Annotated in this window: 10 protein-coding genes and 1 pseudogene; 3 read left to right on the plus strand and 8 right to left on the minus strand. The window is 51.2% G+C overall.

Translation table 11 applies throughout. The features are described 5' to 3' along the window. Positions 1-239: 239 nt before the first annotated feature. From SELIN_RS12775 to SELIN_RS12810, 7 genes are all read right to left on the minus strand, one after another. The gene (locus SELIN_RS12775) at positions 240-1592 is read right to left on the minus strand and encodes a flippase (RefSeq protein ID WP_013507061.1); all 1353 of its coding nucleotides are present in this window, start codon (positions 1590-1592) and stop codon (positions 240-242) included. Positions 1593-1635: 43 nt separating this feature from the next. Beyond that, entirely contained in the window at positions 1636-3597 is a 1962-nt protein-coding gene (locus SELIN_RS12780; protein WP_013507062.1) for a tetratricopeptide repeat protein, read from the minus strand. A gap of 367 nt (positions 3598-3964) precedes the next feature. Continuing rightward, positions 3965-4342 (minus strand): multiheme c-type cytochrome, encoded by a 378-nt coding sequence (locus tag SELIN_RS12785; protein ID WP_013507063.1) that lies wholly within the window; start codon positions 4340-4342, stop codon positions 3965-3967. Between the two features lie 645 nt (positions 4343-4987). Then, positions 4988-5332 (minus strand): hypothetical protein, encoded by a 345-nt coding sequence (locus tag SELIN_RS12790; protein WP_013507064.1) that lies wholly within the window; start codon positions 5330-5332, stop codon positions 4988-4990. An 865-nt stretch (positions 5333-6197) separates the two neighbouring features. Next, the gene (locus tag SELIN_RS12795) at positions 6198-8831 is read right to left on the minus strand and encodes a hypothetical protein (RefSeq protein WP_013507066.1); all 2634 of its coding nucleotides are present in this window, start codon (positions 8829-8831) and stop codon (positions 6198-6200) included. 98 nt (positions 8832-8929) lie between these two features. Continuing rightward, complete coding sequence (locus SELIN_RS14250) at positions 8930-9820, minus strand: cytochrome c3 family protein (protein WP_013507067.1); 891 nt, start codon at positions 9818-9820, stop codon at positions 8930-8932. Positions 9821-9838: 18 nt separating this feature from the next. Next, positions 9839-11074, minus strand: coding sequence for a hypothetical protein (locus tag SELIN_RS12810; protein WP_013507068.1), 1236 nt, complete (start codon positions 11072-11074; stop codon positions 9839-9841). Between the two features lie 629 nt (positions 11075-11703). Between SELIN_RS12810 and SELIN_RS12815 the strand changes: the two genes are divergently transcribed. From SELIN_RS12815 to SELIN_RS15470, 3 genes and pseudogenes are all read left to right on the plus strand, one after another. Continuing rightward, positions 11704-11973 (plus strand): Rpn family recombination-promoting nuclease/putative transposase, encoded by a 270-nt coding sequence (locus tag SELIN_RS12815; protein WP_041726140.1) that lies wholly within the window; start codon positions 11704-11706, stop codon positions 11971-11973. A 152-nt stretch (positions 11974-12125) separates the two neighbouring features. Continuing rightward, positions 12126-12467: pseudogene (locus tag SELIN_RS15465) on the plus strand (Rpn family recombination-promoting nuclease/putative transposase); the annotation flags it as partial. Between the two features lie 144 nt (positions 12468-12611). Beyond that, complete coding sequence (locus SELIN_RS15470; RefSeq protein ID WP_269493440.1) at positions 12612-12830, plus strand: DUF4351 domain-containing protein; 219 nt, start codon at positions 12612-12614, stop codon at positions 12828-12830. 191 nt (positions 12831-13021) lie between these two features. Here SELIN_RS15470 and SELIN_RS14950 read toward each other — a convergent pair. Continuing rightward, a protein-coding gene (locus SELIN_RS14950) for an IS630 family transposase (RefSeq protein ID WP_013507069.1) occupies positions 13022-14153 on the minus strand; the annotation gives its coding sequence in 2 pieces (ribosomal slippage) (positions 13022-13721 and positions 13720-14153; 1134 coding nt in all). Positions 14154-14196: the final 43 nt, after the last annotated feature.

Consider the following 14196-nt stretch of genomic DNA (forward strand, 5'->3'; position numbering starts at 1 on the left):
CTGGTATCCGAACTGACAATTGGGATTTAACAGCTTGCTGAAATACCTCAAATCATGCAGGCAAGTGAAAAACCATCAGGTGCAAGGCGCCCACAGAGCCAGGCGCGAAGCGTACTTCCCGTACGTTGCAGCAACGAGCGGCAGCGGACAACACCGCAGATGGCGGCCCAGAAGCCTGGTTAATACAAAACACATTTCCTACACTCCATGATTCCCCGCGAGATTTGAGTTGCCAACAGCTACCAGAAACGAGGATTCACCAGTGCACTGCTGAGCATTCGCCCCGTCGGACGCAACTGTCGAAACAAGAAGCAGGAACCATGGGCCGCAAACCAGTAAGCCACCAGGGACGCAACCGCGGCTCCTATTCCCCCATAAATTGGAATCAGCCACAGATTCAATGCAATATTCAACAGGCAGCCTAATACCACCGTCACCAAATACATTCGTGTCCAGTTCATCACCGTCAGAAATGAGCTGCGCGCCATCTCCAGGCTGACAAAAACATTTGACCAGATCAATACCCCAAGCATCACACCAGCCTGTCCATAGGCTTCTCCAAATAAAAATGGCACCAGCCATTGCGCCACAAACACCACCGGAAGCGCAAGCGCATAGGAAGAAAACACCATCAAACGGTAGAGCTTTTGCAATCTCTCATAAAAAAGCTCCTCGCTGATTCCCTTTGCCTCCACAATTGCCGGGTACACCGACCAGTAAATCGCCGCCGGAATAAAATACCAGACCTCCGATAAGCGTACCGCCACCGAGTAAATTCCGACAGCCTCATTACCAGCCAGCTCCCCAAGTAAAATCTGATCAATGCGCAAATAGATCATGATTACCACAGCCGACAACATCAAAGGCCAACTGTCCCGCAGCATCTTTGCAGCAGCCTGATAGCGCCAACGCCAGAGTGACAAGCGCTCGGCCTTCGAAAGATATACTGCTATCAGACCAAACGCCCCCAGGATCACTTCCAGCAGCGTAACCCATGCAAAAGCAATCAGAGGTAATTCCATAAGAATCATGCCGACCTTGACCAGTGCACAGAGAAAAAACGCGCTGCCTTTGGCCATTACCATATATTTTGCCTGAACCTGTGAGTGAAACCAGAACTCAATAATAAAAAAACCATGGAACAACGAACCAGCCGCCACAATACCCACCAGCCAGTGGCTGAGCGTATCCTCCGGGCGCAGCAACACAATAACCACCATCGCCACCATAAAACTGATCGCCCCACTCACCATCCTCAGACCAAAAGCCGTACCCAGGATTTCATATCTCTTTTCAGGTGCGCGCACCACATCACGCACCACAATATCATCCATACCAAGCCCCGCGATGGCCGTAAACAACGCAGTAAAGGCAAGAGCATAGCTGAACAGGCCAAACTGCTCCGGTCCAAGATAACGAGCCAGCCAGATACCGACAAGCAGGCCAACACCCATACGCAGAATCTGATCACCAAACTGCCAGGCCGTGTTGCCCACAACATTCTGCAAATAGACCTGACCTTCTACCCTTCTGCGAATACACAAAGGAAGATATTTGAGCCACGGCTGGTTTATCAGTGGTGAAGATGCCATAAAAAAGGCTCTACCTTTCTGCACATTGTGTTATGAGGTATCTTTATTGCCGACCTGTGGAGGGCAGGCGCCCCAGCAGACTCTGGGCAAGGGCTGGATCAAGGCGTTGCAAACGCTGCTGGAGAGTATACGCACCCTGCACATCACCCAGCTCAAGATATATCAAAGCCCCGTTGTAAAGCGATCCAGCATGAGCCGGATTTAACCGTGAAGCCGACATGAACGCCTGCAAGGCTTCTCGCAACTCTCCTTTGCGATGCAGCACCAGCCCCAGATTGAAATAAACCATTGGATCGGGAGCAAGGGAAACAGAGCGCCGGTAGTGTCTAACCGCCTCATCAAGCTGGCCCAGCCGATCATGGGACAAAGCAAGGTTAAAAAGCATAGTGGGGTCATTTGGCTCCAAAGCAACCCCTTTGCGCAAGAAACTGTTTGCCTCGTGGAAATTCCCCTGGGCGTTGTAAAGGGTGCCAATATTGTTATACAGCCGGTAATGCCAGGGATTCAGCCTGATACCCTCAAGGAGTATATCGATGCCCATCTTATATTGAAGCTCAGCAGCGTAAGCACGCGACAAATTAATGTGAATTGGCACATAGCGAGGATTGATTTCCAGTGCACGTTCATACAGTAAACGAGCCTCGCCCACTCTGCCCTCTGCCATATAGAGATTTCCCAGATCAACATATATCCTCTCATTGCTCGGTGCACGCTGCAGGTTATCTTCATAAAATGCAACAGGATCATTCCAAAGACTGTTACGCTGCCACGTCAGAACCGACAGTACCGTCACCAGAGTCAATAACACCGCCACAGCATAGCTCCTGGGAATGCGCTGTATTGCAGCCATAACCACCAGGACAAAGCCAAACATGGAAATATACAGACGATGCTCAAAGACCGGATCAAGAGGAATAATGCTGGACTCAACCACCAGCCCCAGAAAAAACCAGAGGATACCAACGCAGATGAGGGGTTCGCGACGACGCAACAAAACAGCAGCAACCAGCAAAGCAAGAATACCCAGCAATCCCAAGCCATTGTGCAATGTGAATATGGACTGCACTATGGCGACATCATACTCAAGGGCCTGACCATAGGGAAGGAAGAGCAGTCGAATATACAGAAAAATCACGGAAAACTGTGTAACCAGATACGTCAGAGGAGAGTTATTTTGCAAGTGCGATAGATCGGGCATCCCCCCCACACCATCAATACCCTCCCCTGCCACCAGTGGCACCAGAAGCATTTTCACCCCCAGCCACAGGGGAACCAATGCGAAAGGCGCAACCAGGAACAGTAACCGACGCCACGACACAGGATGACGCTCCTGTATAAAAAAGCGATCCAGCAAAATCAGGGCCAGTGGAAGCACCGCCGTATTCTGCTTGGTAAGCACCGCCAGGGCACCACTGAGCAATGCCATGACATAGAGCACCCATCGATTACGTGCCCCTTCTTTCGATTCCCGGAAAAGCAGAAAAAGATACACCGCCAGAAAGAAAAAAAGTCCCGCAAGACACGACATACGCTGAACAATATAGGTTACAGCCTGCGTTTGCAGAGGATGTGCCAGAAAAATCAAAGCACCACCAAAGACAAAAAGAGGAAGCTGACGAAAGACCCGCTTCAAAATACCAAAAACCAGGCAGGCGGTAAGCAGGTGAATAGTGATATTTACCAGATGATACCCGGTGACCTGCGTAGAGCCAAAAGCGTAATTCAGCGCAAACGTCAACTCGGCAAACCCACGCGCACCATGAAAAACATTTGTTAAAGCTTCCGGCAAAGATCGGATAGCGGGATTTTCGACAATGTTCACTAAATCGTCCAGATACCACGGCACCTGGAGCGTATGCCCATAAAGCATTGCTCCTACAGTACAGAGAACACCAAGCGCCATCAGATCCCAACGCCACCTACTCCATTCACTCTTCTTTGCCGCCTGGACTGGAATATTCTTACGCTTATGCACAGCGCTTTTGCGCACCTTTCGTGGCTTCACTTCATCTCCCTTTCCCTCCTGCCTTACCTTAGCCTTACGCCCAAGCGCAAACAGAAAAACAGTATAACAACAAAACGCAGACCCCGAGTAACAGTGCGGCGATCTGTTTTCTGTCCGCCTGCCATCAGAATCTGCGTTTCGCCAGAACATCCTGTACGCACTTGCATGCAAATGCATACAGCATATCCCGCTGTCACTCTCACATATGGATTTTCATGTACACCAAACCAAGGGCTAACGCCGCAACCAGAAAGCACTGCCACAAGGTCAAAAGAGTCTGTTTCATCAGTTGAGTCCACATATCAGAGCAAAACTCCCCCGCCATGCAATGGAGAAAACACAGCGGGGGAGAACAGGCATAATACATTTACTTTGGAATAGTGAACGTGTGCCCCTGAACCCGCTTCATGTCCCAATTGGTCCAGTAGGGGCCGGGGATTCCACCTTGATTATGGCAGCCAACACAGGCAGGAGCCGTTCCCAGAGCCTCCAGGCTTCCCCCCAGCAGACTCTCGCCAGCTGAAGCAGCCGCGGCCAGGTTATCCGTCGCATGGCAGCTGGTGCAGGCACGCAGCGCACCGTGCATGGGGTTTTGCATATCCTGCAGACCCTGCACCTGAACGCCATGGACATTCCCCATAGCTGCACCAGCCAGCTCACCCTTGTGGCAAGTGCTACAGTTCATGGCAGCAACAGAAGCCACCGCCATCAGAACCACCAGTAACGACAAAATCAGATTTCTCATACTCAACTCTCCTTATCGGTAATCTCCCTGAAGAAAACAGAAGACAGGGCTCGCATCAAGCAAAACCTGACTCCCAGCTTCTTCACAGGAACAAAACTCTCACACAAAGCCCTCAAAGACACCAGAAAAGGCAATTCCTCTCGCCCGCTCGCTGCGCTCACTGGGGACACCAAGTGCGCAAAGGAAAAGGCAGCGAAAGCTTCAGTTTTTCTGTCCCTGCGTTCTCATCGCCTCCGCGAGGGATATCCTTCAACTGGGGTTTGCATTCATTCGCGTCCATTCGCGGTTAAAAATTCCCTACTTTTTGTGAGCTAAGATTTTTTGCCACCCGCTGCGCTTGACGGAACAGCCGACGGGAAAGGCAGACAAAAAAGAAACGGTTTACCGCGTGATGAGTTACTTTTTTGCCTCTGTCTGCTGCTCCTGTCCTGCCTTTGCCTGTGGCAAAAACGCTTCAGTTTTCTGCGAAAATCAGCGAAATCTGGAAACAAAACCTTCTCCGCAGATTGCACAGATTTACGCAGATGAAAACCATGAAACTGGGATCATAGGGACAGGAAACAAAGCCACTACGTACGCTCAATTCATACTTCCCGCTATTTTCTACCCTCTATACCCTATTCCCCGTTCTCCAGCCCCTATTCCCTACCCATGCGCCCGATGAACTTCCGTATCGGCGCGGTGAGCGGAGAGGTCGGCGGCAACGCCATCAATTTTTCTGCTGAGTTTGGTATCAACTTCGTCGATGCGCTTGCTGAGCTTGGTATCAACTTCGTGAATCTGTTTGCTGAGTTTGGTATCAAAGGTGTCAAGCTTGTCATTAAGAGCGAGGATTTTGGTGTCCACTTGTTTAAAGCGGTTATCCATCTTCTCTTCCATCTCAGTAAATTTGCGTTCCATTTTCTGGTCAAGGGATGCAATTCCTTCAGCCGTCAGTTGGAATTGACCCCTTATCTCTTCAAGTAAAATTTCAAAATGCTCTTTTTGCATAACTCACCTCCACAGAGAGAAGATACCTCAAGCAGGGTGAAATGAAAAGATCAGTACGCATTAGATTTAAACTGACTGGCAATCTCAGGCAAAGCTCTCAAAGATACCAAAAAACAATTCCTCTCGCCCGTTCGCTGCGCTCACTGGGGACACCAAGTGCGCAAAGGAAAAGGCAGCGAAAGCTTCAGTTTTTCTGTCCCTGCGTTCTCAGCGCCTCCGCGAGAGATATCCTTCAACTGGGGTTTGCATTCATTCGCGTCCATTCGCGGTTAAAAATTCCCTACTTTTTGTGAGCTAAGATTTTTTGCCACCCGCTGCGCTTGACGGAACAGCCGACGGGAAAGGCAGACAAAGACGAAACGGTTTACCGTGTGAAGAGTTACGCTTTTTTTGCCTCTGTCTGCTGCTCCTGTCCTGCCTTTGCCTGTGGCAAAAACGCTTCGGTTTTCTGCGAAAATCAGCGAAATCTGGAAACAAAACCTTCTCCGCAGATTGCACAGATTTACGCAGATGAAAACCATGGAAGTGGAGTCATAAGAGTTAGGAAATAAAGCAACTACGCCCTCATTCATTCTCTACCCACTACTTTCTACTTTCCATCTACTACCCACTACTTGCTACGGACTACTCACTGACGAGCTGCTCAATACCCCACATAGGTAGTCAAAGCCATGACCGTGGCGGCAAAGGCGGTAACGATAATGGAAGCGGCGACGATAAAACGCAGGGTGAGATTCATGTTATTCTCCTTGCGATTTTTGGTTTTGGATATTCCGGGCAATGCAGATGCACTCTGCACTCCCCGGAAAACCCAGTGAAAGAAAAAACCGGGGGGAGGAACTCCCCCCGGAAAATCAATCAACCTTTACGGGCAAACAAGCGCATCCAGTGTGGCAATGCGGTCATCTCCAAGGCCATAGAGGAGTGTACCGTTATCACTTCCCTGGTGATCAACAATAGGCTTATCAGTCGCCTTGACAGGAATGCCCTTGTCAACTGCTTCATCAAGCAGCGCACACAGATACTGGTCGCCCAGATCCTCAAGGGCGTCAAACATCAGCTGACGGGCAAACATGCTGTTGTGAGCCCAGCCGGCTTTGTCGTCATACATGACGTTTTTCCAGGCTGCTGCTGCTTTGGCAAGTTGTGCTGATTGCATCTCAGAGCCTGCCGTACGCGCCGTAATACGGCTCTTCAGAGTAGCAGCATCCTCGCCCGGTGATTCAGCCAGAATAGCTGCAAAGAGCGTGTCGCCAAAGACCTTCGTACGAGCACGCAGTACGTTGAAGCTTCTCCAGTAGTTATTTTGGGTTTCATCATCGACGTAATGGCAGCTATTGCAAAGGTTGGTCTGCAGGCCACCTTCCCTTGGCTCGAAGGTACCCTTACTGTCACCGTTAAACGGAGTGTGAATGTCGTGGCAGTACGTACAGTCATTGGTGTGGTTCGCACGGCCTGAGGCTCCACGGGTATACTCAGTGGCATCCTTGTACAGAACGTACATGCCGGACTCCGCACCAACGGTAGTGGCAAAACTTGGGCTGTAGTGCAGATAGTTCACATCGTAAACCCGCTTGGAGGTCTCCCATGCATCTCCAGCACCTGAGCGACCTTTGTGACACTCGAAGCAGACACCGTTGTTGCCATCAACAACAACTGCGGCGCTGGTATCGGCGAGATCCACACCACTGTTGAACGTGAAGGCAAATTCAGCAGGCATGGTACGCACTGTCACCAGGTTCGGTGCATTATCAGTGGAATTAGTACCGGCTGGTGTCAGGTCGTGACAGGTCATGCAGCCCAAAGTGTTCCAGCGGGGTTCACCAAGAGCCTCTACAGTAGCCCCGTAGGTCATTCTGGTGAAGTCACGCCCAGTGTGACAGGGAGTACAGCTGGCGCTGGACTGATTACGGGAAAATGCATCAGCAATGTAATTCAGGTGTGTTTTACCCATGCCCTGGGCATAGGCCACGACATTGTTGCGAGTATTGTCACTGTAGTCTGTCCAAGTGGGATTGTCGACTGTAGTCGAACCGCCCTGAGCCAACATTTTGCTGGCAGCGTGGGGGTCGTGACAGATGGTACAGGCGTTGCGATCGCCAGGGTTAATATTGTAACCGGTAATGTAGACATTGCCATCTTCATCTTCGCTGCCGGCAACATAGGGCACATCGTTCGCCTCTGCGCTGCTCTTTGGAACCCAGCCAGCAAAGTGAGTGTCAGTGAACATGCGTCCGTAACCACTGGTCCAGTCGTGATAGAAGTTTTTGTTGAATTCAAGGGTAGAGCCATCTTCTTTCATAAGACCAGCTACAGTGTAGTCCTGACTCAGCTCATACTCAATCATCCCTCTGCTGCTGTAGCCAGCAGAAGCGTTCCAGGTTGCATCCAGATTCACCATGTGGCAGGCAGCACAGAGATTGAACTCTGCGGAATATACCATGCGGTCCTCACCATCAACTTCACTTCCTGCAGCTGCAGGGAAGTTGGCAACATTAGCTGAAGAAGCAAGAATGTCACCCATACCACGCAGGCCGGTACTATGTGGATCGTGGCAGGTTGCGCAGGTCTTTTTCTGAACGCCTTCAAGTGTAGAAGAACCAACACCTAAGTCAAAAATCTCAGGGAAGGTGTCTTCATTGTACGCAGCCTTCAGGTCAGCATCGCTGGTAAAGCGATCCATGGCAAGCAGTGCAACACCACCCTGGTGACTGTGACATGCGCTACAGTCACCGGCACGAGCACCCTGATTGGCGTGACGGCTACTGTAAAACCGCTCAGCTATCTCGTTTGAAATAGGGTTGTTTTGCATGTGTCGTTCGCGAACACTCAAGTCAGTGTGGCAGTAAACACATGCACTTGCAGGCTGCATGGTATTATTCCAGTAAGCCAGTCCATCAGCATCAGTAAACTCACGAACCTCACTCTTGATGGGGTTGTGGCAAGTCGCGCAGCCAACAGAGTGCACGTCACCTGGAAGTGAGCTTACTACCAGACCAAGACTTTCTTCGGCAAAGCCTTCGCTGGTATGGCAAGCACGACAACTGGCACTGGTGCGCCCAGTAGTCTTCATAGTGAGGTCTTCTGGCCCTTTGTAGTTATGGGCAGCAGTCAGGTACTTGCCGACTTCATCCTCGTGACACGAAATACAGCGTGACAGATCAGGATTTGGATAGGGCATTGGGCCCACACCATGGTGATACTGTCCACCACCGTGACAATCCTGGCAGCTGTGTTTGGCCATAAGCAGGGTATCGCCACCGGTCAGCTCACCAGCAAAAGCACTAAAGAAATAGAAGTTATTGTGGTGAGACGTGGGGTTCGTGTGGCAGGTGGTGCAGGAGCTATCCGATACCCTGTCAGCATCCTCGACATTCTGGCCTGGGCTACCGGGCTCCGGTTTCGTGTTCACACTGCTGCCACTGTCGCTGCCGCAACCAGCCATCATGACGGCCGCCGCTAACAGGGCGAAAAGATACAATGTCCATTTACTCTTCATGTTTCTCTCCTTGCATTAGACATATTGGTTTTCAAAAAAGTACTTCTGCTGTAGTGCTGGGCCACCTCCCGTTATGGAGTTGCATATGTCGTATATCTTCAGTGACACTTGGCGCAGGTTGCTCCGCCAGTGGCACTTTCAAGACGTCCGCCCTTCCAGTCCTTGGGGTGAGGGTTCACACCGAGGCCGGTTTTGGCACTGTGGCACTTGATGCAGGTATTGCCGGTGGGGTGACAAGCCTGACAGGTAGTCAGATTTTTGCGGGCTTCGATACCGTGGCCGCGAGCCCATTTATGGGTGGGCAATACGGAGTCTACGTGACATGTCTGGCACTGGGTTTCATTAAACTGCTCGTGAGCCACACCGGACGGGCTTGTCAGCAGGGAGCTGAATCCGCGGCGGTGAGACTCAAGGGCCAGCTCGTTGCGGTTAAAGTCATTATGACAGTCAACACAGAAGCGAGGTTCCGTATGACAGCTGGCGCACAGGCGCTGGTCGGTGCGGGCCGCCAGGGGGTGGGTGACGTGGAAATCGCTGCTGTGCACGTTGTGCAGGCTGCCGCCGAAGGGGCCGAATTCACTGTCTTTGCCACTGGGAGTGTGGCAATCGTAGCAAGTGGTTGCCCTCGGGTTGCGATCCTTGCGAGCTTTGTCGGTGAATTCCTGGTGGCAGGCCATGCAGTCCATCACCTCGGCTTTAGCCATGGGGCCGTGGTTCAGGGCCCAGGCGGGGCCGTGGGTCTTTTTGCCGGGGTAGGTGACGAAATTCATGAAGTCGTTGCCGTGACAGCTGACGCAGGTGGCTGGTTCAGGGCTGAGGTTCTGGAGCCCTTCACCATGGCAGGTGGCGCAGTCCATGCCACCCATGTAGGCGACGTGACGATCGTGGTTGAAGGTCATGGCGCTGTACTGTGCAACGGCAACGGAGAGCCCCCCCAGTGCAAGACATGCAGCTAGCATGAATGCGATGTAGGTAATGCGGTTTTTCATGGGTTGTGCTCCTTGTGCCTAGAAATGGTAGTTAAAGCGAATGCGGCCATAGTAGTACTCGTCCCAGCGATCGCTCTGAATGCGCTCAATGCGAGCTTCAAGTGACGCCGCACGACTGAGAAAAGCGGTGACATCGGCCCAGATACGGTGGGTAGTCTCCTCGTACATGCCGGTCAGGCTTGTCTCGCTGCCGTCATAGACCTGCAGGCTGCGCTCGAACACGTCGATGCTGGCGCCACCGCCCACTTGATACTGGTGGTTCAGCAGGTAGCTTCCGCGGGCACGCACTCCGAAGAGATCCTGACCTTCATCATGTTGACGCAGTACGCCGGAGAAAGAGCCGGAGAAACGCTCCATGCGAACCTGCTCTATGCCTGCCTCAATGACATTGGCATTGGAGACTTCTTCGTACATTTCATGTGTCAGGCGGCCAAAGGCGAACATGCCGGGACCAAGGCGGTAGGTAAGTTGAGCCATGACCTCTTCATATTCGGAAACAGCGAATACAGAATAGATGGATGTGGCGGAAAAAACCGGCTTGGAGGAGAGGTACTCGGTCCTCACCTGCCAGTCTTCGTTCTGGTAGTAGTTGGCTCCAACGCGCAGATAGCTCATGGTATCGGCCAGGTAGTTAAACTGGTAGTCACCGTAAACTTCCACGGTATTATTGTGATCGTAGTACGCGTCTGCGCCCAGAAGTTTGTGGCTGGTATCGCCAGCATCACGCTTCTCCAGATAGGCAAAGTTCATCTTCAGGTTATTATCGAAAAAGCGACCACCTACTTTACCGCCAAACATGAGGTCCTTTTCATGATAACCCTCGTAATACTGGGCATCTCCGCCCCCAAAAAGGCTGAAGGTATAAAAGCTACCGTCGTCATAGTTCATGTTGACGCCATCCATAATAGATGAGCCAGCGGGGTTGAAGATGAACTGACGCCCGACGCGCAGGTCGATGGCGTCATTGATGCCGCGCTTTTCGGCGTAAGCATAGTAAAAGCGATTATCAGCATCGACTTCATCATTGAGGTCGGTACCCAGTCGCCCGTAGAAACGAAAGTCAATACCCGTGTCATGAATGTTGCGGGCATTCAGCATCAGATACTGATAAGCCGGAAGGGCACTATTGCCATCGGGGTCATCGTACCACTCCAGCATAGTACTCGACCTGCCCGTCACGGTTGTCGCCATTGCCGCGCCAGCGCTCAGCAAGGCAACCAGTGCGGCAGCCCAAAAACGTTGCCGAAACTCCATAGATCCTCCTTCTCCTTCAATGTAAAAAGATAGACTTCGTGAATGCAATCACAACTTCAGGATAAACCCAAAGCAATCAGACCGGCGCACGCCCTAACCGCTTCACGGCAGGTGGTGTCCGGTGAAAACACTAGTAAGAGTGCAGCAGAAAAGAAAGCCCAGGCAGCCTCTGTTTTTCATGTCTGGCTGCCGTGATCACGGAATCTCTCTCCTTCCCATGACCATTGAAACGGCGTTCGACTTCCCACTTACTGTAATGAGATAGCTCCTGGGGGTAATCTGAATCTAGTGAATTCTTGTTCACAGAAATGCAACAAAGGGGGAATTGAGGCTAAACGAGGGGCAAAACAGCTGCAAGTAAAAGAGTAACAGTTCCGGTTATTTTTCTGCCACCAGAAAAAAAATTTTCGGATACGGAAGTGACAGTAGCATATGGCGTAATTGCCATTTTAAAACAGCAGCAAGAATACCGAGCAACCTCTATGGCCAGCACAACTCCTGAACGACAGAAATTTTTAATCCGCAGAGTGGGGGCTGGAGAATAGCCAACATCTTCCCCATTCCCAACCCCTAATCCCCCAGGCACAGAAAGACTTGCCTTCAAAATCCCCTGAACCTATACTCGCACCATGGGTGACGACAAAATCAACAATCCACATGATACCTTTGTACAGGCAATACTGGAGCATGAGAATGTGGCGCTGGATCTGCTGCAGCACGAGATGCCAGCACACATTGCTGAAGCGTTGGATTTTTCCACCCTGCAGCGGCTGGAGACCACATACGTCAGTGATGATCTGAGAAAAACCTACAGCGACCGGGTATTTCTGGCAAATTTCAAAAACAGCGACAAGCAGGCCTATGCCTACAAACTGACTGGACGCAAACAGCCTGCTTAAATACTCTCTATCGACAGGCAAATGAAAAATCCCCCAGGTGCAAGGCGCTCGCAGAGCAAGGAACGAGGCGTACATAGAGTACGTTGCAATGACGAGCGACAGCGAGCAACACAGCAGATGGGGGTTTTTCAGCAGCCTGTAAGAGTTATTCCGACGACTGGTGCAATCTACAACTGCTCAAGTACATGAGCGCCCAGTGGCAAAAGTACCTTCGGGAGAACCCCCAGGCAATGAGACTGCCGCCCATCATACCCCTGGTGCTGTATCATGGCGAGGGGCAGTGGCGCCGCAAAGAGATTGTGGATTTGCTGGATGTGAATGATCCCGAGTCCATGGCTCCCTACACCCCGGTCTTCGGTTATGTACTGTGGGATGTATCGCAGATGGATCAGCAAAGGCAGGTATATCGGCCCGATACAAGCGCGTTTTTGATGATCCTGCACCATGGACGCAAGCAAAGCCTCATGGACGTCTTGCCTACCATTATGGTGCTCATTGACAAAGCCGCCTATGACAAGCCTACAACCCTGGAATTGATTTACCAGTTTTTGACCTATGCCATAAGTGTGAACAACGACTTGGATGAACAAACGATACAACGCTCACTGGACAAAGTACATGAGCACAAGGAGGTTGTCATGACCACAATCACGAAAGAATGGGAGGCCAGGGGAGTTCAAAGGGGAAGGCAAGAGGGAAGAACCGAACTCCTGTACGCTCTGATAGAGCGCCGATTCGGCTCTGTGCCGCCAGAAGTGCATGATCGCATCACCCAGGCAACCGAAGAAGAACTCTCCCACTATGCCATAAACGTACTTGATGCAGGCTCAGCCCACGAAGTGGTGGAGATACGCTGAAGCCCGTTATTGCCTTTATCTGGGTAAATCCGCGAAATCTGTGGACTATCTTATTTTCTCTCCCTCTGCGTCCTCAGCGTTCTCCGCGTTCTCCGCGCGAGACATTCTTTATTTTCTGACTTTTATCCCGTCAAAGAGAACAGCCTGAAAGACAAATCTCTCGCCCGTTCGCTGTACTCACTAGTGTCTCGTCACTCTTCAAGTGTCGGATAAAGCCTCGATAGCCTTATCCTCGCATCATCGGTTCTGAATTGCCAGTTTATCTTTGCCCGAAGGTTGTTTCTGTTGGCCTGCCAAGCGTTGACCTCTTCCCTGAGCTTTTCGATGCTATCTATTCTGCGGTTCAGGCATTGTCGGCTTAAAACACTGAGTTCAATTTCAGCCACATTTAGCCAGCTGCCATGCTTTGGTGTATATACAAACTTGAACCGATCAAGGAGCTCTTTTGCCTTTGCGGGCTCAAAGGCCTTATACAAGGCTCCGGCTTCGTGAGTGCTCAGGTTATCCATCACAAGCGTTATGAGCTCAGCATGGCAGTAGTGCTTCGCAATTTTCTCAAGAAACTGCGCCCAGTCCCGCTTGGTCCTCCTGGAGGTTACACTCACAAGCCGCTTGCCGCAAAGCGGCTCGCTGGCTATGAATATATTGCTGACTCCGCAACGGCGATATTCATAGTCATAACGCTCAGGCTGTCCCGGTGAAGCTGGAATCGGCTTGCGTGTTTCGGCAATGAGCTGCTTGGGCGACTCATCCATGCAGACCACAGGACGCAAGGGGTCATAAGGCCGTTTGTAAACATCCAGGATCTTTTCCATGTTGGCCACGAATGACCCACTGTTTTGCGGAGGAATTACCCATGCCTTTTGTTTCCACGGCTTGAGTTCGTTTTTTTAAAATGCGGCGCACCGATTCATGGGAAATGCTTTCAATGTAGTTGAGCTCCACGGCTTTATCGGCCAATAAACGCAATGTCCACCTCGAAAAGCCTTCTGGAGGCTCACTGCAGCTGAGTGCAATCAAATGAGCTTCGAGCTCACCATCTGCCTTGCGCTTATACTCTCTTTCTGGTTTACGTTTCCCAAGCGACTTCTCAAAACCCTCCTCGACAAATCGCCTCTTTACCCGGTCGATCTTGCGCATACTGATATTCAGCACGCGGGCTATATCTTCGTTCTTCACTCTATTTTGCTGGTGGGCTCCTTCGTCTACATCGAGAAGTATCAGGGCGTTGATTACCTTTTGAGACTCATGCTTGCCCTTACTGGTGATCGAAAGAAGCTCTTCGCGCTCTTCTTTGGTCAAGGTCACAATGTACTTCTTCATGGCAAACCCTCCACGTTGTACGTGAAGAAAATTCATCACACCA

Origin of the sequence: Desulfurispirillum indicum S5, from assembly GCF_000177635.2 — a bacterium.
GTDB lineage: Bacteria > Chrysiogenota > Chrysiogenetes > Chrysiogenales > Chrysiogenaceae > Desulfurispirillum > Desulfurispirillum indicum.

Bases quoted from the DNA above. Each gene is read 5' to 3' on its own strand.
- SELIN_RS12775 (WP_013507061.1), bottom strand. From the start codon at position 1,592: ATGGCATCTTCACCACTGATAAACCAGCCGTGGCTCAAATATCTTCCT.
- SELIN_RS12785 (WP_013507063.1), bottom strand. From the start codon at position 4,342: ATGAGAAATCTGATTTTGTCGTTACTGGTGGTTCTGATGGCGGTGGCT.
- SELIN_RS12790 (WP_013507064.1), bottom strand. From the start codon at position 5,332: ATGCAAAAAGAGCATTTTGAAATTTTACTTGAAGAGATAAGGGGTCAA.
- SELIN_RS12795 (WP_013507066.1), bottom strand. From the start codon at position 8,831: ATGAAGAGTAAATGGACATTGTATCTTTTCGCCCTGTTAGCGGCGGCC.
- SELIN_RS14250 (WP_013507067.1), bottom strand. From the start codon at position 9,820: ATGAAAAACCGCATTACCTACATCGCATTCATGCTAGCTGCATGTCTT.
- SELIN_RS12810 (WP_013507068.1), bottom strand. From the start codon at position 11,074: ATGGAGTTTCGGCAACGTTTTTGGGCTGCCGCACTGGTTGCCTTGCTG.
- SELIN_RS12815 (WP_041726140.1), top strand. From the start codon at position 11,704: ATGGGTGACGACAAAATCAACAATCCACATGATACCTTTGTACAGGCA.
- SELIN_RS15470 (WP_269493440.1), top strand. From the start codon at position 12,612: ATGACCACAATCACGAAAGAATGGGAGGCCAGGGGAGTTCAAAGGGGA.